This window comes from Brevibacterium sp. H602 (genome assembly GCF_051172395.1).
In the GTDB taxonomy this organism is placed as follows: domain Bacteria; phylum Actinomycetota; class Actinomycetes; order Actinomycetales; family Brevibacteriaceae; genus Brevibacterium.
Genome location: NZ_JBPIZD010000002.1, coordinates 173,106 through 194,136, shown reverse-complemented (window position 1 = coordinate 194,136; position 21,031 = coordinate 173,106). Strand labels below are relative to the sequence as shown.

Genomic DNA, 21,031 nt, shown 5'->3' with positions numbered 1-21,031 from the left:
ATGGTGCCGAGCCACCCGGCAGAGGAGTGTGCACATGCCCGAATATGCCGACAGCAGTCGCACGCGCGACGAGACTCCCCATGAACGCCACGAGCGATGGGCCTGGATCCATGAGACGGCGGCGATGACCGGGTGGGATTTCTCCCCACTGGCCGGCCGCCTCGTCGCCGATGATCCGCCGTGGGACTTCGATCAGATCTGCCTCGATGCGATGGCCGAGTCGAGCAGATGCCTCGACATGGGCACGGGAGGCGGCGAGCGCCTCAGCGAACTCATCGATCGGCTCGACGAGGCCAGGCCTCCCGGCGAACCGTCGCCGACGATCTCCGCGGCCGAAGGGTGGGAGCCCAATGTTCCCCTGGCCGCCTCGACGCTGCAGGACTATGGCGTCGAGGTCACCCGGTACGACAGTGAGCATCACCCGGAGATGCCGTGGGGCGACGGTGAGTTCGACCTCGTGATGAATCGACACGAAAGCTATGACCTCGCCGAAGTGGCCCGTGTCCTCTCCCCGGGCGGGCTGTTCCTCACCCAGCAGGTCGACGGCACGGAGGCGCAGGAGTTCCGCGACCTCTTCGGCGGCGGGGTGGGCGATCTGCACCAGCAGCTCGAGCCGTGCGTCAGCGACGCCGAGAGTCAGGGTCTGTCGATCGAGGCGGCTCGCAAATGGCAGGGCACGATGCGCTTCACCGACGTCGAGGCGGTCATCGAGTACCTCGCCTATATTCCGTGGGACGTTCCCGGGTTCGCCGTCAGGTCCAACCTCGATGTCCTCAGACGCCTGGCCGAATCGAGTGAGCCGATCACCGTCACCCAGAAGAGATTCCTCATCGTCACCCGCAAACCCTGACTCGCGCTGCCTGCAGGGTGGTTTTCCCGACCCCACTCTTGGGATAGCAGGGTGGGGCGCCGCCTTTCTGCGTCGATAGCGTCGAAGCATGACTTCGACGGACTTCTCGTACCCCCAGCCCACCGACGATGAGCTCGCGGCACAGCAGCCCCGAGTCCCCGCCCCTCCCGTCCATCCCGTCTATGCCTCGCCGCGGCCCGACGATCTGGCTGATGCGCACAACGGCGTCAACACTCGAATGGATGGCGCCGCCTCGGTAAAGTCGCCGGCGCTGGGCAAGGTGGCCGTGGCGCTCTCGATCGTCGCCATGGCCCTGAGCCTGGCCGCCTCGGTGATCCTGGGCGTGACCGTCGGGCCGTCCGAGGCCGCGTCCGGCTACTACTTCACGGACACACCGGATTGGTATCAGACCCTGGCGACCGTTCTCGTCGGAGTCCAGGGCCTGTGCACCTGCTTAGGTCTCACAGGCATCATCCTCGGCATCACGGCCGCGGTCACCGGGCGGGGCCGAACACCCGGCATCATCGCCATCGCGATTGCAGCGATCGCCCCGTTCGTCTCATTCGGCACATTCGTCGCCCTCGCCTTCATCGCCGCCTGATTTCCTGGCGCGCGCCTCTCCCGACTTCGCCGAAAAACGGGCTGAGCGCCGAAGAACGCGTGTGCGCATGCGTTTCTCGACACTCACCCCGTTTTTCGGCGAACTGTCCGAAATTATCTACGGTGCCAGACGATCCGGGTCAACGATATTCCGGAGCCGATCGCGGAATAGAATGAGGGGATGACGACCTTGCCGCTGACCCCCGCCTCGGCGGATCATGGGCGCCTGAACTGCGGTTATTTCGAGCGCGGGGAATGCCGTTCCTGCGCGCTCATCGAGACGCCTTATGGGCAGCAGATCACGGACAAGGAAACCTGGTGCCGCGAGATCCTCGCCGAGGCAGCTCCACGTGTGTGGCTGCCGACCTTCGCCGGCGGGGCACGGGATTTCAGGAATCGGGCGAAGCTCGCCGTCGGCGGGTCGGCCAGGCACATCACCTTGGGCATCCTCGATCAGGAGTTCCACGGGGTCGATCTGCGTGATTGTGGAATTCAGGCCCCGGCGATCCGTGCGGTGATTCCGGTGCTTGCGGACTTCCTCGATGGCACCGGGCTCGAGCCCTATGATGTCGCAGCGCGCAGGGGTGAGTTGAAGTTCGTCCATGTCACGGCGGCGCCGTCGGGCGAGCTGATGATCCGGTTCGTCGTCCGCACTCAGCACGGTCTCGATGTGCTGCGGTCGCGGAAAGGGCCGCTCTTCGAGCTCATTCCCGCCGCGTCCGTGGTGTCGGTGAATCTGCTGCCCGAGCACAAGGCGGTTCTCGAAGGCAACCGGGAAGAGATGCTCCGCGGCGAATCGCTGCGGATGAACCTCGATCGGGTGGATCTGCACTTGCGGCCACAGAGTTTCTTCCAGACGAATACCGCTGTCGCCATCGGGCTCTACAACCAAGTGGCCGAGTGGGTGGACGCTGTCGAGGCCTCGAACCTGTGGGACCTCTACTGCGGCGTCGGAGGGTTCGCGCTCTACTGCGCGTCACCATCGCGCCTGGTCACCGGCGTGGAGGTGAGCGAGCAGGCGATCGAGTCGGCGAAGGTCAGTGCAGCCGAGCTCGGCATCGACGCTCGGTTCCTCGCCGGCGATGCCACGGAGTTCGCCGAGGAGAACCTGGCGGCATCAGTCAGCTCGACCAGCACAGTCGATGCTGACGGCCCAGTGGGCTCGGTCGACGGCCACGGTTCGACCGGCATTGCCGGCGCCGAACGACCGGACTGCGTGATCGTCAATCCGCCTCGGCGAGGGATCGGAGCACGTCTGTCGGCAGCACTGGAGAACTCCGGCGTCGAGCACATCGTCTACTCGAGCTGCAATCCCGTCACTCTGGCGAAGGATCTCGCCCGGATGCCTGCCTACGAGGTCGCCCTGGCACGGATCTTCGACATGTTCCCGCACACGAAGCACCTCGAGATCGCAGTCCTGCTCCATCGGCGGTGAGGGCGCGCCCTACTTGAATCAATAGTCCATCCCCATAGCTGCACGGACCTCCGCCAATGTCGCGTCAGCGATGGCATTGGCGCGCTCGTTGCCATTCGCGAGTATTCGATCAACCGTCGTCGGGTCCGCACCAAGTTCTCGCCGGCGCGCACGATGGTCGGAGAGGAATTCGTTCACCGCCTCTGTGGCCAGGGATTTGAGCGCGCCCGCACCGGATTCTCCGACCTCCGAAGCTATATCTTCCGGCTCGGCACCTGTGCAGACTGCCGTGGTCACCAAAAGTGCCGAAATCCCCGGCCGCCCCTGGGGGTCATAGGTGATCTGTCGTTGAGAATCTGTCTGGGTCTTGCGAATGACGGCGGCAGTCTCATCAGCGCTCATTCCCAACGAGATGGCATTTCCATAGCTCTTCGACATCTTTCGCCCATCGAGGCCAGGAAGCTCGGGAGTCTGCGTCAGCATTGCGTCCGGTTCGCGGAAAACTCCGCCGTATCGTTCGTTGAATCTGCGCGCGATGGTCCGGGTGATCTCGACGTGCGGAAGATTGTCTTTGCCTACCGGCACCAAGTTGCCTTTACAGAAAAGGATGTCCGCAGCTTGGTGAACAGGGTAGGTCAGCAGCAGTCCGCTCAACGGGCGCTCTGAGGCGGCAAGCTCTGACTTCACAGTTGGGTTTCGCCGAAGCTCACTGTCCGAGACCAGGCTGAGGAAGGGCAGAAGGAGCTGGTTCAGGGCAGGTACGGCCGAGTGGGTGAAGATCGTTGTCCGTGTGGGGTCGATACCGGCCGAGACGTAGTCCTTGATCGCCTCGCGGACGTTGTTCTTCACATTCGCCGAGGTGTCCCTGTCCGTGATCACCTGGTAGTCGGCGAGGACGATGAAGGTCTCGACTCCACGATTCTGCAGGCTGACTCTCTCGAGGATCGAGCCGAAGAGATGGCCGAGATGAAGCGGGCCAGTCGGACGCTCGCCCGTGAGCATTCTGTACTTGTCCGGCTGCGTTTCGACCTCACTGCGGAGCTGGGACATTCGTGCGAGTGTGGCGGAATAGGAATCCATGTGTGATCTCCCGATTGTGCGGTGATGCGGTCAGAGTTGCACGGGTAGCACAGAAGGATCCACAGAAGTTGCGGGCTGCCATGCAGCCCGCGGGTATGCGTCAGTCGGCTGCTGTGAGGAGCAGCCACCACCAATTGAGTCCGGAATTGCGCATGCCAACACTCTACCTCTTGGAGAAGCCACCTGGAGCACAAGTGCACGGCCGACAGCGTGAATGCGCACGTCAGTCGAATCCTGAAGGTGCCTTACCCCAGACCACGTTCGCGACAGCTGTTCCGCTTCGAGCCGGCGGATTGTATGCTCGGTGACGATGACCGGACAGGCGAACAGCCGCTCACGGATCGGTAACCCGGTCGATAGTTGAGCCGCAGAGGTCACGAGCGTTCTGCTCGCGGCCCACCTCATGATGAAGCCCATTTCTCAATTCTCAGTTCACCATGCCCGAAAACGTCTCGGGCGATCAGCGAATCAGAAACCTTCTGAAAAGGAACTTCATCATGTCAGCAACTTTCAACCACACCATCGTCGCCGCAGCCGATCCAGCCGCCTCGGCGCAGTTCTATGTCGATATCCTTGAGGCCGAGCACACCCAGTCCTGGGGACCGTTCGCCAACATCATGCTCTCCGGCGGGGTCATGCTCCAGTTCGCCTCTCCCCCGCCTGGGTACGACATCCTGCCCGTGCACATGGCCTTCCTCTGCCCGGACGATCACTTCGGTCGAGCCCTTGACCTGCTGAAACAGCGCGAGCTTGACTACTGGGCGGACCCACAGCGCACTCGCCCGCAGGAGACGAACACCGAGCACGGGGGTCGCGGTGTCTACTTCCTCGACCCGTCGGGAATGTATCTCGAGCTCATCACTCGTCCATACCTCTGAGCAGCTGCTGCCCCTCGCCGACCGATCGAGCCAGCGTCCACTGCTCGCCGCATAACTCGGCACAGCGACGACAACTCGAGCGGTCGGCGGGGCCCGGCAGCGTCAGTACTCCACCGCGAGAAGACTCACACTCTGCTGTTGCCGCGCTCATACATGTGGCGATTCGGCGGCGAGCGCATAGACTCGTCAGTCGCACGGCCCCACGAACGACCCAGTTCGCGGGGCCTGTTGTGTAATCTGCCCGATCCCACCCGCTGAACCGACGATTGCTCATGCCCGCCACCGAGGCGGCTGTGATTCCGGAGACCACGATGACGATGCTGAACTCACCCACCCCCGAACCCGCAAGCGGCACTGCAGGCGGTTCCGACCGCTCAACCGCGTCCGCTTCCTCGAGCGGGTCAGACGACCCTCCCCCTGCCGGCGGGGCCGGATCCGCACTTGATACGGCCGACTCCCCCACGGCACCCGATGCAGCCCCACACTCCAACCGAGTGGGGAAAGTCTTTGTATGCTCGGTCGCCGTCGTCATCGCCTTCATGGTGTGGGCGACAATCGCACCCGATGCGCTCTCTGACATCATGACGCGAGCCATGACGACAGTGTCCACCGGATTCGGCTGGATCTACCTCGTCGTTCCGTTCGCCGCGATCGCGATGCTCGTGTCGTTCGCCGCCAGTCGATTCGGTCGCCTCCGCCTCGGCTCGCAGGACTCGCGTCCCGAATACCGCACGATCACCTGGCTCGCGATGATCCTCGCAGCTGTGATGGGAATCGGCCTGGTCAGCTACGGAGTGGCCGAACCGATGTCGCACTTCGTGACCCCGCCCCACGGACTGGCCGAGCCGGAGACCATGGACGCGGCGATCCGCGCAATGCAGTTCTCCTACCTCGACTGGGGCTTCCAAGCCTGGGCGATCTTCGGCGTATTCGGACTGGCGATCGGCTACTCCACCCACAGAAAGGGCCGACCGGCACTCGTATCCACGATGCTGCGCCCCGTCCTCGGCCGCTTCGTCGACGGCTGGGTCGGCAACTTCATCGACATCCTCACCATCATCGCCACACTCTTCGGGACGACGACGTCCCTGGGGCTCGGCGCCTCGCAGATCGGCGAGGGACTCAACACCGTCCTCGGCGTCGATTCCACCATCGTCATGCAGATCATCGTCATCACCGTGCTCACCCTCCTCTTCACCGGTTCGGCACTGACCGGAGTGAGCCGAGGCATCAAGTACATCTCGCAGATCACGCTGACCATGGCGACTCTGCTGGGGCTGTTCGTCTTCATCACCGGACCCAGCGGCTTCGTCTCCAACCTGTTCGTCCGGTCCGTCGGAGCCTTCGCCGGAGACTTCATCGAACTCAGCTTCATGACACCCACGAATGCCGAAGACAGCGAATGGATGCTCGGCTGGACCTACTTCATGATGGCGTGGTGGCTGTCCTGGAGCGCCTTCGTCGGCATCTTCCTGGCCAAGATCTCGAAGGGCCGGACCATCCGGGAATTCGTCGCCGGAGTCCTTCTCGTTCCCAGCGCCGTGTTCTTCATCTGGTTCACCGTCATGGGCGGTTCGGCGATCAAGTTCGACATGGACGGGGCCCGAATCGGTGACGCCACTCAGGACAATCTCGATACCGCGTTCTTCAGCCTCCTCGATCAGCTGCCGTTGTCCATGCTCGCCTCGGTCTTCACGATCATCATGGTCATCCTGTTCTTCGTCTCCTCCGCAGACTCGAACACCTTCGTGCTCAGCTCGCTGTCCTCACGCGGGTCCTTCGCTCCCCGACGTCCCGTGATCGCGACCTGGGGCTTCCTCACCGGAGGCTGCGCGGTCGTCCTACTCCTCGTCGGCGGACTGCAGGCCCTGCAGCAGGCGGCGATGCTCTCAGCGGTTCCGTTCACCGTCATCGTGGTCGTCCTCGGCATCGCGCTGATCAAGGAGCTGCGCAGCGATCACCAGATCGTCGAGGAGGTCGCGCGCGAGCGACGAGTCCTCGGGCTCTGACGCTCGGCCCGACCGCGCCGAAAAGTCGGCGCAAGCGGACCGGACACATTCACCGCAGCTTGGCGGTCACCTCGGCGGCGGCGGCCTTGACCTGGTCGACGATCGGATCGGTGTCCTCGGGCAGGGTCTCGGTGACGAACGAGAGGCCGATGGCCGCGATCGGGCGACCCAACACGTCGAACACCGGTGCCGCGAGCGTCGAGATCCCGGGCGTGACTTCGCCGTGTTCGATCGCGGTGCCGGTCCGTCGCTCCTGAGCGAGCACCGCGTTGAGCGCCTTCACCGAGGTCGGGCCCTTGCCCGTGCGCGTAACGAACTCGGTCTCTGACTGCAGCATCGCGAGCACTTCGGACTTCGGCAGCTGAGCGAGGATCGCCCGCCCGGTCGCCGTGAGGTAGCTGGGCATGCGCACGCCGGTGGCGGTGATGACCGCGACGGATTTCAGGGACTGCTCCTTGAGCACGTACTCCGTCTCCCAGCCGCGGATCACGGCCAACTGCGCAGTCGTCGCAGCATCCTCGGCGAGCTGCCGGACGATCGGCTGCGCCAACCGCTGCAAGGGGTTCGTCCGCAGGTAGGACGCCCCGAGCTCGTGCACGCCGGCTCCGAGCATATACCCGGATTCGGTGCGCGCCACGAGCCCGAGCTCCTCCAACACGGCGAGGATGTCATACGCACTCGACCGCGGGATCTCGAGCGACCGGACCAGGGCGCCGGCCGTGATCGATCGGTTCGACGAGGCCATATGCCGCAGGATCGCGATCGCCCGCCGCAGTGCGGGAACCTCAGCCACGACTCAGCGCTCCATCTCCAACGCGGCGAAAGCCTGCGCGTAGAGTTCGGCGATATCGCCGAGCTCGGTGTGCACTCCGTCGCGCACGCGGACCTTCCCGCCGCTGACGGTCAGATGCACATCGCTCGCGCTGGCCGTGAGGATGATCTGCTCGCCCAGTGACCCCATGGTGCGCATGCTGTCGGTGCGCACAGCCACGAAGTCGCACGCCTTCCCGACCTCGAGCGCACCGACCGGAAGGTCGAGACTGCGCGCCCCGCCTTCGGTAAGCGCGGTGATGAGTTCGGTCGGAGAGAACCGTCCGCGTTGCCCCGAGCGCAGCCGCTCCCCTGCCTCGAGTCCTTGGGTCTCCCGCAGTGCGTCGAGGACGACGTGCTGGTCGGAGCCGAGTGAGATCACAGCTCCGGCGTCGGCGAGTTCACGGGCCGGGCCGATGCCGTCGGCGAGGTCCGCCTCGGTGCACGGGCACATGACTATCGTCGACCGGGAGCCGCCGAGGATCGCGATGTCCTCCCCGCTCAGGTGGGTAGCGTGGACGGCCGAGAGCCGGTCGTCGACGACCCCCGAGCGCGCGAGAACCTCGGTCGGGGTGGCTCCGTACGCCTCCTGGGAGGCTTCGTTCTCCGCCGGCTGCTCGGACAGGTGGACGTGCACGGGCCCGGGCAGTTCGGTGAACCGCTGCAGATTTGCCGCCGGGACCGCACGAATCGAATGGATCGCGGCTCCCACATGGACGAAGCTCTCACCTGGGGTCTCAACGGGAAATTCGTCGGCAAAGGCGCCGATGAGGCCGGCATGCCGGTCCAGGTATCCGTCGATCGTGCCGTCGCCGAATCGGGCCTGTTCGGCCGAGAGTTCGGAGTCGATGCCGCCGGTGAGGTAGCAGGTGTCGAGGAGTCGGATACGGATCCCCGCCGAGGCGGCCGCCCGTGCCAGCGCCCGTTCCATGGCGTGGGCGCGAGGTTCGGCATCGTCGTTCGCATCCCCACGGGGACGCTCGGTGCCGTACGGCGTTCCGTCCTGCGCGTGGTGAACGTAGTGGAATTCGCCCACCGAGGTGTAGCCGCCGGCGAGCATCTCGGCGAACACTGCGCGCGCCACGGTCTCGTAGGCCTGCGGGTCGAGTTTCGCGGCGACGGAGTACATGACTTCGCGCCAGGTCCAGAAGGTGCCGCCGTCGCCGTGGGTGCGACCGCGCAGCATCCGATGGAAGGCATGGGAGTGGGCGTTGACTCCGCCGGGCAGGACGAACCCGGACACCGCCTCGGCGTCGGACGGAGCGGTGTCGATCCCGGTTTCGACGGCGGTGAGCGTTCCGGTGTCGTCGGCGCTCAGCAGGACTCCGTGAGCAACGGCTCCGTCGATCCAGGCGGATTCGCACCAGTAGCGGGTGCTCATCGCGCAGCTCCTGTCGTCGGGCCTGCCGCATTGCCGTCGGCCAGGGCGTTCTCGATGCCGAGTTCGCAGGCGAGCACCTTGACGAGCGCATCGACTCCGGCCCTCTGGTCGTCGACCTCGCAGGCCTCTTCGGGAGCGTGGGAGACGCCGGTCGGGTTGCGGACGTAGAGCATCGCCGAAGGCACATGGGGTGCGAGGATGCCCGCATCGTGGCCGGCGCCCGAGGGCAGCAGCGGAGCGTCCGGCAACGCCGAGGTCAAGCGGGAGTTGAGATCGGCGGTGAAGTGAGTCGTCGGCGAGTAGGACTCCTGCGAGATCGTCACCTCGACACCTGAATCGGAGCCATGGTCCTGGGCGCGGTGGCTGATCGCCTCGAGCACCTGCTTGACGACCGCGTCGTCAGGGTGGCGGATGTCGAGCCAGAAACTCATGGCCGAGGCAATGACGTTCGTCCCGCCCGGGTGGATGAGAGTGCGCCCCACGGTCGCCACGGCAGTCGCGTCAGTGGCGGCCGCTAGGGTCGGGATATCCCCGATCACACGAGAGGCCGCGACCACCGGGTCGGCGCGATGACTCATCGGAGTCGTGCCGGCATGGTTGCCCTGACCGGAGAAGGCGAAGTGCCAGCGCCCGTGACCGATGATCGAGGAGCCGATGGCGACGGCCTGATCGGTGTTGATCAGACCGACGCCCTGTTCGACATGGAGTTCGATGAAGGAACCGATTCCGGCCAGCCGAGACTGGTCACGCCCGATCCGATCCGGATCGAGGCCATAGCCACGGGCGACGTCGGCGAAGGTGTCACCGGCGGCGTCCTTGAGACCGAGTGCACGGTCAGCGTCGATGGCACCGGTGAGCAGCCGCGAACCGAGGCAGGCGACGCCGAAGCGTGAACCTTCTTCCTCGGGGAACACAGCCAGAGCGAAGGGTCGGGTGGACTGGTCGAGTGCGCCGGAGGCATTGAGCACATCGAAGGCCGCCAGCGCCGAGGCGACACCGAGAGGACCGTCGAACTCGCCGCCGCCGGGCACCGAGTCGAGGTGGGAACCGGTGACGACGGCGTTCGCACCTTGCGGGGTGGCCCAGGCCCACGTGATTCCGTTGGCGTCGATCTCGGTATCGAGACCGCGGCGGGCCGCCTCGGCGAGGAACCACTCACGCAGCTCCCGTTCGGTGTCCGAGAATCCGGGCCGCTGGTAGCCCGGACCGCGGGTGTCGCGGCCGGTGTCCTCGATCTGGCTCAGCAGCGAGACGACATCGCTCATTAACAGTTCACTCCGTTCGAAATCGGTCGGGTCCGGTCGATGGCCGGCTCCGGTGCGGACGAGCCGCGGGGCGGGGCAGACGACTGTGTGAGACCGGCCCCTGCCCGGTGTCAGTCCTGGTGGGTGGTGGCTGCTGAGGTGCCCGAAGCCTCGGCGGCGGCTTCGAGGTTACCCAGCGCAGTGAACTCGGGATCGTTGACGGCCGGTCCGCCGTCTTCCGGCTGCCAGGTTCCGGCGGCGGAGGTGACGGTGTGGGTCAGCGGTGCGACCGACTCGGCGGTTGCGACCAGCGTTCCGTCCTTGACCTTCGCGATGGTCTCGGCGAGTTCGGGCGAGAGGAACCGGTCAGGGCCGGGTCCGGGAACGGTTTCACGGATCTTCGCGATCACGGCTCCGGTCACCGGTGCCGGTGCAGAATCGCGCATATCGCAGGCACGGGAGGCGGCATAGAGTTCGATGCCGACGACGGAGGCGAGGTTGTCGACGACCTTGCGCAGCTTGCGTGCGGCCGACCAGCCCATGGACACGTGGTCTTCCTGCATGGCCGAGGACGGGATCGAGTCGACCGAGGCCGGTGTCGCGCCCCGCTTGGCCTCGGAGACCATGGCCGCCTGCGTGTAGTGGGCGATCATCAGGCCCGAGTCGACGCCGGCGTCATCGGCGAGGAATGGAGTGAGGTTCTGGTTGCGCGCGACATCCATCATCCGGTCGGTGCGGCGTTCGGACATCGAGGCGACGTCGGCGGCGACGATGGCGAGGAAGTCCAGGGCGTGGGCCAGCGGTGCACCGTGGAAGTTGCCGTTCGAGGACACCATTCCATTGGTGAGCACGACGGGATTGTCGATGGCTGCGCGCAGTTCGCGTTCGGCGACTCCGGTGGCGAAGGCGACGGCGTCGCGGGCGGCACCGTTGACCTGCGGGGCGCAGCGCATCGAATAAGCGTCCTGGACGAGGTGGGTGGAGTCGCGGTGGCTGGCGGTGATGCCCGAGTCCTTGAGCGCGGCGAGCATGTTCGCGGCCGAGGCGGCCTGACCGTCGTGCGGGCGCAGCGCGTAGTGGAGTTCGGGGGCGAAGACGGCGTCGGTGCCGAAGAGTCCTTCGATGCTCATGGCCGCGGACACGTCGACGGCGGTGAGCAGGTTCTCCAGGTCGGTCAGGGCCATGATGAGCATGCCCAGCATGCCGTCGGTGCCGTTGACGAGCGCAAGACCTTCCTTCTCGGCCAGGGTGACCGGGGTGATTCCGGCCCTTGCGAGGATCTCGTCGGCCGGTCCCGCCACTCCGTCGGGCCCTTCGGCCACGCCTTCGCCCATGACGACGAGGGCACACGCCGACAGGGGCGCGAGGTCGCCGGAGCAGCCGAGTGATCCGTATTCGTGGACGACCGGGGTGATTCCGGCGTTGAGCAGGTCGACGTAGGTCTGGAGGACTTCGGCGCGGACGCCGGCCCGACCGGTGGCGAGTGTCCGGGCGCGCAGCAGCATCAGCGCCCGCACGACTTCGCGTTCGACGGGCTCGCCGACGCCGGCGGCGTGGGAGCGGATGAGCGATTTCTGCAGCTGGGTGCGCAGTTCGGCGGGGATGTGGCGCTGGGCGAGCGCACCGAATCCAGTCGAGACTCCGTAGACGGGCTTCTCCGCCTGAGCGAGGGCGTCAATGGCCTCGCGGTACTTGTTCACCCGGGCCAGAGTGGCTTCGGACAGGGAGACCTTTGCGTCGCGGCGGGCGACGTCGACCACCTCGGCGAAGGTCAGCGTATCGGGGTCGAGATCGATGAATGTGGTCATGAAGAGCCTTTCCTTGTGTTCGTCGTGGATGAAGTTCAGTCGCGGGATCGGTTGTCGACGATGAGCTCACCGCCGGAGTAGACCCTCTCGACCAGCTGCACACCGGGCCGGTAAGCCAGGTGGCGGTAGCTGGGTGCGTCGAGGATGGCCAGGTCGGCGCGGGCCCCCACTCCGAGGTGGCCGACATCGGTGCGCTGCAGGGCGTTGGCCCCGCCCGCTGTCGCTGCCCACACCGCCTGTTCGACGGTGAAGTGCATGTCCCGGACGCCGATGGCGATGACGAAGGGCATGCTGTTGGAGAACCCTGACCCGGGATTGCAGTCGCTGGCGATCGCCAGCGATACTCCCGCGTCGACGTAGCGGCGGGCGTCGGGGTAGGGCTGGCGGGTGGAGAATTCGATGCTCGGCAACAGGGTGACGACGGTGCCCGCCTCGGCGAGGATCTCAAGGTCCTCATCGGAGGCGAAGGTCGCGTGGTCGACGGACACGCAGCCGAGTTCGGCGCCGAGCTTGAGCGCCCCTCCCTCGGTGAGCTGGTTGGCGTGCAGCCGCGGTTTCATTCCGACGGCCTTGCCGGCTTCGATAATCCGCCGGGTCTGATCCTCGGTGAAGGCACCGGTTTCGCAGAACACGTCGATCCACTTCGCTTTGCCTTCGGCTGCTGGGATGATCTCGTCGATGACGAGGTCGACGTAGCGTTCCGGCTCGTCCTTGAACTCCGGGGGGACGACGTGGGCGGCGATGAGCGTCGATTCCTCGGTGTGCCGGTTGATGATGTCGAGGGCCTGGATCTCGTCGGGCACGGTCAGCCCATAGCCGGACTTGATCTCGAACGTCGTCGTTCCCTGCCGCTTGGCCTGATCGAGTAGGTGGACGAGGTTCGCCTCGAGCTCAGTCTCGGTGGCGGCTCGGGTCGCGGCCACGGTAGTGGCGATGCCCCCGGCCGAGTACTTCTGCCCGGCCATCCGGGCCGCGAATTCCTCGGACCGATCGCCGGCGAAGATGAGGTGGTTGTGGCTGTCGACGAAGCCGGGGATGACGGCTTTCCCACCGAGGTCGATCGTCTCAAGTCCGCCGAGGTCATTCGCCGAGGTGACTTCCCCGTTGGCGATGTCATCGTCGTTGAGCTTTGATCCAGCCCCCTCACCGAGGCGGCTCGATACCGCGGTGTCCGCCTCAGCGGACGGTCCCGACCAGATGATCCGACCGTCGTCGATGAGCAGCGCTGCATCGGTGATGACACCCAGCTCGCCGAGGGTGTCGAGGTCGTTGACGACGAGTTCGCTGATCCCGGTGAATAGCTGCATGACGGTCGGCCCTTTCCGATCGAGAATGATTCCCTCTCAGTATGGACCGCACGATGGCGGGGCAGAACCTCTCCCGCAGATAATTGTCCGATATTTCGGACCATCGTCTTCGATGATCCGAGCCGGGCTGCGCACCCTGCTGCTCGTTGTCACCAACTTCCAGCGGCACAGCAAAAGGCAGGGAGCCCAGTTTTGATACTGGGCTGCCTGCCTTTTTGTGAGCTATTCAGTTAGCGCGTCCGGCGGATTCCTCTTTCGGTACACCCTGCTCTGAAATGCACACCGAAGAACGTGAGCCTTTCAGAGCAGGGTGAGCCGAAGAGACTGCGACGTCGAACGTATGCCCGTCGACGCGGCGACTCCAACTGCTTACTGTGCGGCAGATTCCTCGTCGCGCTTGTCGAGCTCGGGGATCATCGGCACGCGCTGGCCACGCTCTTCAGCGACCTCGGAGGCGCGGTCGTAGCCGGCGTCGACGTGGCGGATGACGCCCATGCCCGGGTCATTGGTGAGCAGGCGGGCGAGCTTCTTCGCGGCCAGTTCGGTGCCGTCGGCCACGGAGACCTGACCGGCGTGGATGGAGCGGCCGATGCCGACGCCGCCTCCATGGTGGATCGACACCCAGGTAGCACCCGAGGAGGTGTTGACCAGGGCGTTGAGCAGCGGCCAGTCGGCCACGGCGTCTGTGCCGTCGAGCATGGATTCGGTCTCGCGGTAGGGGCTGGCGACGGACCCGGAGTCGAGGTGGTCACGGCCGATGACGATCGGGGCCGAGATCTTGCCTTCGGCGACGAGCTGGTTGAACAGCAGGCCGGCCTGATGGCGTTCCTTGTAGCCGAGCCAGCAGATGCGTGCCGGCAGACCTTCGAACTCAACGTATTCATTGGCGGCGCCGAGCCAGGTGTGGAGGTGTTCGTTCTCCGGGAAGAGTTCCTTCAGCGCCCGGTCGGTGACTTCGATGTCCTTCGGGTCGCCGGACAGTGCCACCCAGCGGAAGGGTCCGAGTCCTTCGCAGAAAAGAGGACGGATATAGGCGGGGACGAATCCGGGGAATTCGAAGGCGCGATCGTATCCGGCCTTGCGAGCTTCGTCGCGGATCGAGTTGCCGTAGTCGAAGACCTCGGCGCCGCGGTCCTGGAATTCGACCATGGCTTTCACATGCTTGGCCATGGACTCCTCGGCGCGGATGGTGAATTTCTCGGCGTCCTGGTCGGCTTCGTCGTGCCATTCGTCGACGCTCACGCCGATCGGCAGGTAGGACAGCGGGTCGTGCGCGGAGGTCTGGTCGGTGACGATGTCGACCTCGGCCGCCTCGGGGCGGTCGAGGATGAGCGGGAGGATCTCCGCGGCGTTGCCGACGAGTCCGACCGACAGTGCCTGCTTGTTCTTCTTGGCTTCGATGACCTTGGCCAGTGCGGTGTCGAGGTCGGTTTCGACCTCGTCGAGGTAGCGCTTACCCTTGCGGCGGTCGAGGCGGGTCTTGTCGACGTCGATGATGAGGCAGGCGCCGCCGTTGAGGGTCACGGACAGCGGCTGGGCTCCGCCCATGCCGCCGCAGCCGGCGGTGATGGTCAGGGTGCCGGCCAGGGTGCCGTCGAAGCGCTTGCGGGCGATGGCGCCGAAGGTTTCGTAAGTGCCCTGGAGGATGCCCTGAGTGGCGATGTAGATCCAGGATCCGGCGGTCATCTGGCCGTACATCATCAGGCCCTCTGCCTCGAGCTCGCGGAAGTGCTCCCAGTTGGCCCAGTCGCCGACGAGGTTGGAGTTCGCGATGAGCACTCGAGGCGCCCATTCGTGGGTGCGCATGACGCCGACGGGTTTGCCGGACTGGATGAGGAGGGTTTCGTCGTCCTCGAGGTCGTCGAGGGTGCGCACGATTGCGTCATATGCTTCCCAGGAGCGGGCGGCGCGGCCGGTGCCGCCGTAGACGACGAGGTCTTCGGGACGCTCGGCGACCTCGGGGTCGAGGTTGTTCATGAGCATGCGCTTGGGCGCTTCGGTCTGCCACGACTTCGCGGTGATCTCGGTTCCGCGGTCGGCGCGGATGACGCGGGACGGGTCGTGCTGAGTGAACGACGGCTTGGTGGTCATGGGATTCTCCTTGTCGCTGTGTCCGACGAGGCGGATACTGGTCTGCGGGTTCGGCAGGAAACCGACTACCGGCCCGTCCTGCGCTGTCTGCTCTGACTACACATCCCATTCTGGCGGCTGGAGAGGATCGCGGAAGTGGTCCGGATCAAGTTCTGTCCGATATTTCGGACACGCTCGAGTATGCGTCCCACACCCCATTGCCGAGCGCTACAAAACAGCTCAGGCATTGATTACCCAGCGTGCAATAATGATGGCCACCCGCATGCCCGACCGCCTGAACGCCTGACGAGGGAGATCGTCAATGGAGCTGCAGCAGATCCGCGCCTTCGTCGCCGTCGCCGAGGAACTCCACTTCGGCCGCGCCGCCGAACGCCTCGGCATGGCCCAGCCCCCGCTGAGCCGCACAATCCGCTCCCTGGAGACCGAACTCGGTGCCTCACTGTTCCAACGCACGACCCGCTCGGTCAGCCTCTCCCCCGCCGGTGAGGCCCTGCTCGAACCGGCCAAACACATGCTCGCCACCCAGCAGGCCGCCATCGAATCCGTCCACCGCTCCTCCAGCGGCGAGGTCGGACGCGTGCGCTTCGGGTATTCGCACCCGTCCTCCCGGGACCTCGCCGCGACCCTCGTGGCGGCCTCGCACGAACGCAATCCGGGAATCACCTTCCACCTCGAGTCGACGGTCTATGCCGACGAAGGGCTCGAGAGGATCATGGACGGCACTCTCGACCTCGCGCTGGTCCGCTGGCGTCGGCGGCCTCCGCTCATCGCGGGTCGCCCCGTAGCGATCGAGCGCCCATGTGTCGCCATGCCGAGTTCACATCGCCTGGCGAAACGGAAGAAGATCGACGTCGCAGAGCTCGCCGACGAACCTTTCGTCCTCCTGCCCGCGCGGCCGAATTCGAACCTGCGCGAAACCGCCATGCGCCTGTGCCTCGATGCCGGGTTCAGCCCCCGCACGACTCAGGAGGCCCCCGACTCGCAGTCGATCTCCGCGCTCGTGGCCGCAGGAATGGGCGTGACGATCACGTTCGACTCCGTCGCCGCGGGCTACGACTCGCGGATCACCGCGGTCCCGCTCGATCTCCCGAACGAAGCCACCCAACTTCACCTCGCATACCGCCTCGATCAGCAGGACGCGGCCCTGAGCACGGTCCTCGATGTCGCCGAGGCGGTCCTGCCGACAGTCCGCTGAGCGCGGCCGGTCTCACCGCCGTTCACATTTCCCCGCGGCAGCTGCCCACGCGACCGACCCCACCACCGTTCACCACGCACGCGTCCGCCGTCGGCGCGTCCGCCGCCTATGCGTCTGCCGTCGACGCGTCCGGATGCCCATTCATTGAGACGACCTCTTGTCTCCGCCGATATATTCGGATATGTTCATAAATCAGAACGTATTGATATCAGCTTCGGTAGTGATGCCGAAGGGATCGATGCCCCACCGCCGCGGCAGGACGGCTCGATCACAACCCAAAGGGAGACTCTGTGTCCGAAGACATCGTCATCTGCGAACCTCTCCGCTCCCCCGTGGGCGGATTCGGCGGACAGTTCAAGGACGTTCCGCATGAGGAGCTCGGCCGACAGGTCCTCACAGCTCTGCTGGAGAAGACCAATCTGCCGGGCGAGGCCATTGAGGATGTCGTCCTCGGCAACTGCTACCCGCACATGGAGACTCCGGCGATCGGCCGAGTCGTCGCGCTCAATGCGGGACTGCCGATCACCGTTCCCGGCCGCCAGGTCGACCGTCGCTGCGGCTCCGGCCTGCAGGCGATCGCCGACGCCCACGCAATGATCTCAGCCGGCTTCGCCGACCTCGTCGTTGCCGGCGGCGTCGAGTCGATGAGCCGCGCACCGTTCTTCAACGAGGAGATCCGGTGGGGCGTCAAGGGCGGCAACATCGAACTCAAGGACGGTCTCGTCCGCGGCCGCCTCACCGCCGGCGGCAAGGATTACCCGGTGCCCGGAGGAATGATCGAAACCGCGGAGAACCTGCGTCGGGAATACAAGATCTCGAGGGAGGACCAGGACGCCTACGCCGTGGAATCGCATCGTCGGGCCGCCTCGGCGACGGAAGAAGGGAAGTTCGCCGACGAGATCGTGCCGATCACGCTGCCCGCCACCCGGAAGACTCCCGAACAGGTCATCACGACAGACGAGCACATCCGTCCTGGCTCGACGGTGGAGAAGCTCGCGAAGCTCAAGCCGATGCTTGGGAAGTCCGACGATGAGGCCACGGTGACCGCAGGCAATGCCTCGGGCCAGAACGATGGTGCCGCCTTGTGCATCGTCACCACCGCAGCCAAGGCCGCCGAGCTCGGCCTGCGGGTCTTCGCCCGCATGCGCAGCTGGGCGGTGGCCGGAGTGCCGCCGAAGACGATGGGCATCGGTCCGGTCCCCGCGACCGCGAAGGCACTGCAGCGTGCGGGTCTCGAACTCGGCGATATCGACCTCATCGAACTCAACGAGGCATTCGCGGCGCAGGTGCTCGCCTGCACGACCGAATGGAAGCTGTCCGAATCCGACTTCGCCGAGCGTCTCAACGTCAACGGCTCGGGCATCTCGCTGGGCCACCCGGTCGGCGCGACCGGTGGGCGCATCCTCGCCACCCTGCTGCGCGAGATGGATCGCCGCGAATCGCGCTACGGTCTCGAGACCATGTGCATCGGCGGCGGTCAGGGAATGGCCGCCGTCTTCGAACGCGTCGCCTGAGACTCACCCCTCCTGAGCCTGATCTTTTCAAGGCAGAACTGAGTTCCGGACGTTCCGTGCGGGAACAGACACCCATTTCCCGCACGGAACGGCCGGAACTCTCCGCGACTCCGGCGACCGAGACCGTCGCGCCTCCAGCCCAGCCCAGACTGCGTACCCGCCCCGTCCAACACCTCGGACGAAATCCGCAGAGACCCCGTTGTCTTCGCCCTGGTCAGCGCCGAGGATGAGGATCATGAACGCAACGAAGCAGCTGCTGACCGGGGTTCGGGTCGCCGATTTCTCCCGAGTCCTCGCCGGTCCCTACGCCACGGCGATGCTCGCCGACCAGGGCGCCGAGGTCATCAAGATCGAGATGCCCGGCCACGGGGACGATTCCCGACATCTCGGACCCTTCACAGATTCCGGGTCGACTTACTTCACCGGACTCAACCGCGGCAAGCGATCGGTCGAGGCCGATCTCAAGGACCCGGAAGACCACGCTCGCCTGCTCGACCTCATCAAGACCAGCGATGTCGTCGTCGAGAACTTCCGTCCCGGAGTCGCCGCGAAGCTCGGCCTGTCCTATGAGGACCTCAGGGCCGTGAAGCCCGATATCGTCTACGCGTCGATCTCCGGCTTCGGGCAGCACGGCAGCCAGGCGGGACGTCCCGCCTATGACACAGTCATCCAGGCCCTGAGCGGCCTCATGGCCTCGACCGGCTTCCCCGAGGGCTCGCCCACCCGCGTGGGCGAATCGATCGCCGACGTCTCCGCCGGAGTCTTCGCCGCCTTCGGCATCTCGTCGGCGCTCTTCCACCGGCAGACGACCGGCGAAGGCACCCATATCGACATCCCGATGCTCGACGTCATGCTCGCCATGCAGCCGACGAACGCCTCCATCCACTCCGCCGGATCCGCTCCCACCCGGGTCGGCAACCGCCACCCGGTCTCGGCACCGTTCGACACCTACCGCGCCGCCGACGGACTCCTCGTCATCGCTGTGGCCAACGACCGCCTCTTCGGCACCCTGGCCGCCACCCTCGGCAAGCCGGGGCTGGCAACGGATCCGCGCTTCACCACCGATGCTCACCGCTCGGACAACGATGAGGCCCTGCGCATCGAGATCGAAGAGTTCACCGCCGGGCGCACCGTGACCGAGCTGTGCGAGATCTTCGAAGCAGCCGGAATCCCGAACTCCCCCGTTCTCGACTTTGCCGAGGCGGTCACCGGCCCCATCGGCGCGGACCGTGGCCTGACCGCCACCGATCTCCGGTCCGGGCACGCCTTCCTCGGCCACCCGCTCCTCGTCGATGGCACCCGCCCCGCGTCCGCGCTTCCGGCGCCCCGCCTCGGCGAGCACAATGCAGACTTCGCCACACCCACCGACGCACCCTGACCTGACCGGCTGGCGCCAACCTCGCCGAGGCGGCGCACTCCGCACGAATCCCCTAGCCTCTCCGCCGGGATTCCCTGATCTTCCCGATCCGGGCCCCGTCCAATTCCATCGAACCGACCCCCACCTCCAAGGAGCACCCATGGCCTTCGACATCACCGCCGACGAACAGGAACTCGTCGACGCGGTCACCCGGATCAGCAAGGACGTCCTCGTCCCGCAGGCGGCGGCCGCGGATGCGAACGAACGCGTCTCGGATGAGACGCTGAGGACCCTCGCCGAGGTGGGGGTCATGGGGCTCAACCTGCCCGAGGAATTTTGCGGACCCGGAGTCGGATCGGTAGCGATGAGCCAGATGGTCGCCGCCATCACTGAGGCGTGCGCGTCGACAGCGTCGATCGTCACCGCGCAGTTCCTCGCCACCGATTCGATCCTCCTCGGCGGCACCGATGCCCAACGCGAAGCGTGGCTGCCGCGGGCCGCAGCCGGCGAAGTCATCGGAGCTTTCGGACTCACCGAGCCGGGTGCCGGCTCGAACCCGGCGGAGATGTCGACGAAGGCCACACGGGTTGACGGCGGCTGGCACCTCAAGGGCACGAAGTGCTTCATCACCAACGCCGGCTTCGCGGACTTCATCATCGTCTACGCGAAGACCGACGTCGATGCCGGCCACAAGGGAATCAGCGCATTCATCGTCGACACCGCGGCCGCCTCGGCGGGGTTGGATTTCAATCCCCCGGAGAAGACGATGGGTCTGCGCGGCAGCCCGGTCTACGAGTTCGTCATCGACACGGTCGTGCCCGAGGACGCCCTCCTCGGGGACGCAGGCGAGGGCTTTACCACAGCCATGCGGGTGCTCGACCGGGGTCGCATCGAGGTCGCGGCGATGAGCCTGGGAATCGGCAAGGCCGCCCTCGACGCCGCCGTGGCGTGGGCAGGTGAGCGCAAGATCAGCGGGAAACCGCTGGGCCGCCTGCAGGGCATCGCATTCAAGCTCGCGGACATGTACACGAAGTACCGGTCGGCGTGGCTGCTGACGATGGACGCCGGCGAACAGCGCGATTCAGGGGTCGATTTCACCCGCTCCTCAGCCACAGCGAAACTCGCTGCCTCCGAAGCGGCCGCGTACATAGCCGATGAAGCCCTGCAGATCCACGGCGGCTACGGCTTCACCCGGGGCTTTCCGCTCGAACGCTACGTTCGCGATGCGAGGATCTATCGCATCTACGAAGGCTCGTCGGAGATCCAGCGGACGATCATTGCCCGCTCTCTGTCCTGACGAGGCGGCTGAAACAAGCCGGAGAATCGAGCGAAACAGAACAGAAATCCGTCCGAGATTACGATCGAAGCGGGGCTGAGGGGCGAGTCATTCGCCGTTGAGTCCCGCTATTCATTTCACCCCGCAGATGATCCGAAATATCGGACAGAATGTGTGATTCAGGTCTCGTCGGTCGCCTCCTCTGGGTGTTGACTAA

The 21,031-nt window shown here is 65.7% G+C and carries 16 protein-coding genes; 9 read left to right on the top strand and 7 right to left on the bottom strand.

Going from position 1 to position 21,031, the window contains the following annotated elements; translation table 11 throughout:
• The first annotated feature begins 34 nt into the window (after positions 1-34).
• The 3 genes from ACSBQT_RS03015 (at position 35) to ACSBQT_RS03005 (ending at position 2,885) form a co-directional block, all read left to right on the top strand.
• A complete protein-coding gene (locus tag ACSBQT_RS03015) occupies positions 35-850 on the top strand; it encodes a class I SAM-dependent methyltransferase (protein WP_410709654.1) in 816 nt (271 codons plus the stop codon).
• Between the two features lie 88 nt (positions 851-938).
• On the top strand, positions 939-1,451 hold the full coding sequence (locus tag ACSBQT_RS03010; protein ID WP_167193545.1) for a hypothetical protein: 513 nt from the start codon (positions 939-941) through the stop codon (positions 1,449-1,451).
• Between the two features lie 180 nt (positions 1,452-1,631).
• Entirely contained in the window at positions 1,632-2,885 is a 1,254-nt protein-coding gene (locus ACSBQT_RS03005) for a methyltransferase domain-containing protein (RefSeq protein ID WP_410709653.1), read from the top strand.
• A gap of 18 nt (positions 2,886-2,903) precedes the next feature.
• Here ACSBQT_RS03005 and trpS read toward each other — a convergent pair whose 3' ends face one another.
• Positions 2,904-3,944 carry a tryptophan--tRNA ligase gene (trpS, locus tag ACSBQT_RS03000; RefSeq protein ID WP_135810029.1) on the bottom strand — a complete coding sequence of 347 codons (1,041 nt, stop codon included), beginning with the start codon at positions 3,942-3,944 and terminating at the stop codon, positions 2,904-2,906.
• A gap of 497 nt (positions 3,945-4,441) precedes the next feature.
• On the opposite strand from trpS, the gene ACSBQT_RS02995 reads away from it, so the two are divergent.
• Positions 4,442-4,822 carry a VOC family protein gene (locus tag ACSBQT_RS02995; RefSeq protein WP_167193543.1) on the top strand — a complete coding sequence of 127 codons (381 nt, stop codon included), beginning with the start codon at positions 4,442-4,444 and terminating at the stop codon, positions 4,820-4,822.
• 494 nt (positions 4,823-5,316) lie between these two features.
• Positions 5,317-6,831, top strand: coding sequence for a BCCT family transporter (locus tag ACSBQT_RS02990; RefSeq protein ID WP_435000814.1), 1,515 nt, complete (start codon positions 5,317-5,319; stop codon positions 6,829-6,831).
• A 49-nt stretch (positions 6,832-6,880) separates the two neighbouring features.
• Here the strand turns inward: ACSBQT_RS02990 and ACSBQT_RS02985 are convergent, their stop codons facing one another.
• The 6 genes from ACSBQT_RS02985 to hutU form a co-directional block, all read right to left on the bottom strand.
• On the bottom strand, positions 6,881-7,624 hold the full coding sequence (locus ACSBQT_RS02985; RefSeq protein ID WP_410709650.1) for an IclR family transcriptional regulator: 744 nt from the start codon (positions 7,622-7,624) through the stop codon (positions 6,881-6,883).
• A 3-nt stretch (positions 7,625-7,627) separates the two neighbouring features.
• Positions 7,628-9,022 (bottom strand): formimidoylglutamate deiminase, encoded by a 1,395-nt coding sequence (locus ACSBQT_RS02980; protein WP_410709649.1) that lies wholly within the window; start codon positions 9,020-9,022, stop codon positions 7,628-7,630.
• A complete protein-coding gene (locus tag ACSBQT_RS02975; protein ID WP_435000813.1) occupies positions 9,019-10,287 on the bottom strand; it encodes an allantoate amidohydrolase in 1,269 nt (422 codons plus the stop codon). The genes ACSBQT_RS02980 and ACSBQT_RS02975 overlap by 4 nt, the downstream gene beginning before the upstream one ends.
• 110 nt (positions 10,288-10,397) lie before the next feature.
• On the bottom strand, positions 10,398-12,074 hold the full coding sequence (gene hutH, locus ACSBQT_RS02970; protein ID WP_435000812.1) for a histidine ammonia-lyase: 1,677 nt from the start codon (positions 12,072-12,074) through the stop codon (positions 10,398-10,400).
• Positions 12,075-12,109: 35 nt separating this feature from the next.
• A complete protein-coding gene (hutI, locus tag ACSBQT_RS02965) occupies positions 12,110-13,381 on the bottom strand; it encodes an imidazolonepropionase (RefSeq protein ID WP_410709646.1) in 1,272 nt (423 codons plus the stop codon).
• A gap of 369 nt (positions 13,382-13,750) precedes the next feature.
• Positions 13,751-15,472, bottom strand: a complete 1,722-nt coding sequence (gene hutU / locus ACSBQT_RS02960; protein ID WP_435000811.1) for a urocanate hydratase — start codon at positions 15,470-15,472, stop codon at positions 13,751-13,753.
• A gap of 301 nt (positions 15,473-15,773) precedes the next feature.
• On the opposite strand from hutU, the gene ACSBQT_RS02955 reads away from it, so the two are divergent.
• The 4 genes from ACSBQT_RS02955 to ACSBQT_RS02940 all read left to right on the top strand — a co-directional run bounded on the left by ACSBQT_RS02955 (position 15,774) and on the right by ACSBQT_RS02940 (position 20,835).
• Positions 15,774-16,667 (top strand): LysR family transcriptional regulator, encoded by an 894-nt coding sequence (locus ACSBQT_RS02955; RefSeq protein WP_410709639.1) that lies wholly within the window; start codon positions 15,774-15,776, stop codon positions 16,665-16,667.
• A 290-nt stretch (positions 16,668-16,957) separates the two neighbouring features.
• Positions 16,958-18,181: an acetyl-CoA C-acetyltransferase gene (locus ACSBQT_RS02950; RefSeq protein WP_410709638.1), complete on the top strand. Its 1,224-nt coding sequence runs from the start codon at positions 16,958-16,960 to the stop codon at positions 18,179-18,181.
• Positions 18,182-18,416: 235 nt separating this feature from the next.
• A complete protein-coding gene (locus ACSBQT_RS02945) occupies positions 18,417-19,559 on the top strand; it encodes a CaiB/BaiF CoA transferase family protein (protein WP_410709637.1) in 1,143 nt (380 codons plus the stop codon).
• A gap of 139 nt (positions 19,560-19,698) precedes the next feature.
• The gene (locus ACSBQT_RS02940) at positions 19,699-20,835 is read left to right on the top strand and encodes an acyl-CoA dehydrogenase family protein (protein WP_410709636.1); all 1,137 of its coding nucleotides are present in this window, start codon (positions 19,699-19,701) and stop codon (positions 20,833-20,835) included.
• Positions 20,836-21,031: the final 196 nt, after the last annotated feature.

What these genes read in the sequence shown, in the direction of transcription:
- ACSBQT_RS03015 (WP_410709654.1), top strand. Translation starts at nt 35, where the DNA reads ATGCCCGAATATGCCGACAGCAGTCGCACGCGCGACGAGACTCCCCAT.
- ACSBQT_RS03010 (WP_167193545.1), top strand. Translation starts at nt 939, where the DNA reads ATGACTTCGACGGACTTCTCGTACCCCCAGCCCACCGACGATGAGCTC.
- ACSBQT_RS03005 (WP_410709653.1), top strand. Translation starts at nt 1,632, where the DNA reads ATGACGACCTTGCCGCTGACCCCCGCCTCGGCGGATCATGGGCGCCTG.
- trpS (WP_135810029.1), bottom strand. Translation starts at nt 3,944, where the DNA reads ATGGATTCCTATTCCGCCACACTCGCACGAATGTCCCAGCTCCGCAGT.
- ACSBQT_RS02995 (WP_167193543.1), top strand. Translation starts at nt 4,442, where the DNA reads ATGTCAGCAACTTTCAACCACACCATCGTCGCCGCAGCCGATCCAGCC.
- ACSBQT_RS02980 (WP_410709649.1), bottom strand. Translation starts at nt 9,022, where the DNA reads ATGAGCACCCGCTACTGGTGCGAATCCGCCTGGATCGACGGAGCCGTT.
- ACSBQT_RS02975 (WP_435000813.1), bottom strand. Translation starts at nt 10,287, where the DNA reads ATGAGCGATGTCGTCTCGCTGCTGAGCCAGATCGAGGACACCGGCCGC.
- hutH (WP_435000812.1), bottom strand. Translation starts at nt 12,074, where the DNA reads ATGACCACATTCATCGATCTCGACCCCGATACGCTGACCTTCGCCGAG.
- hutI (WP_410709646.1), bottom strand. Translation starts at nt 13,381, where the DNA reads ATGCAGCTATTCACCGGGATCAGCGAACTCGTCGTCAACGACCTCGAC.
- hutU (WP_435000811.1), bottom strand. Translation starts at nt 15,472, where the DNA reads ATGACCACCAAGCCGTCGTTCACTCAGCACGACCCGTCCCGCGTCATC.
- ACSBQT_RS02955 (WP_410709639.1), top strand. Translation starts at nt 15,774, where the DNA reads ATGGAGCTGCAGCAGATCCGCGCCTTCGTCGCCGTCGCCGAGGAACTC.
- ACSBQT_RS02945 (WP_410709637.1), top strand. Translation starts at nt 18,417, where the DNA reads ATGAACGCAACGAAGCAGCTGCTGACCGGGGTTCGGGTCGCCGATTTC.
- ACSBQT_RS02940 (WP_410709636.1), top strand. Translation starts at nt 19,699, where the DNA reads ATGGCCTTCGACATCACCGCCGACGAACAGGAACTCGTCGACGCGGTC.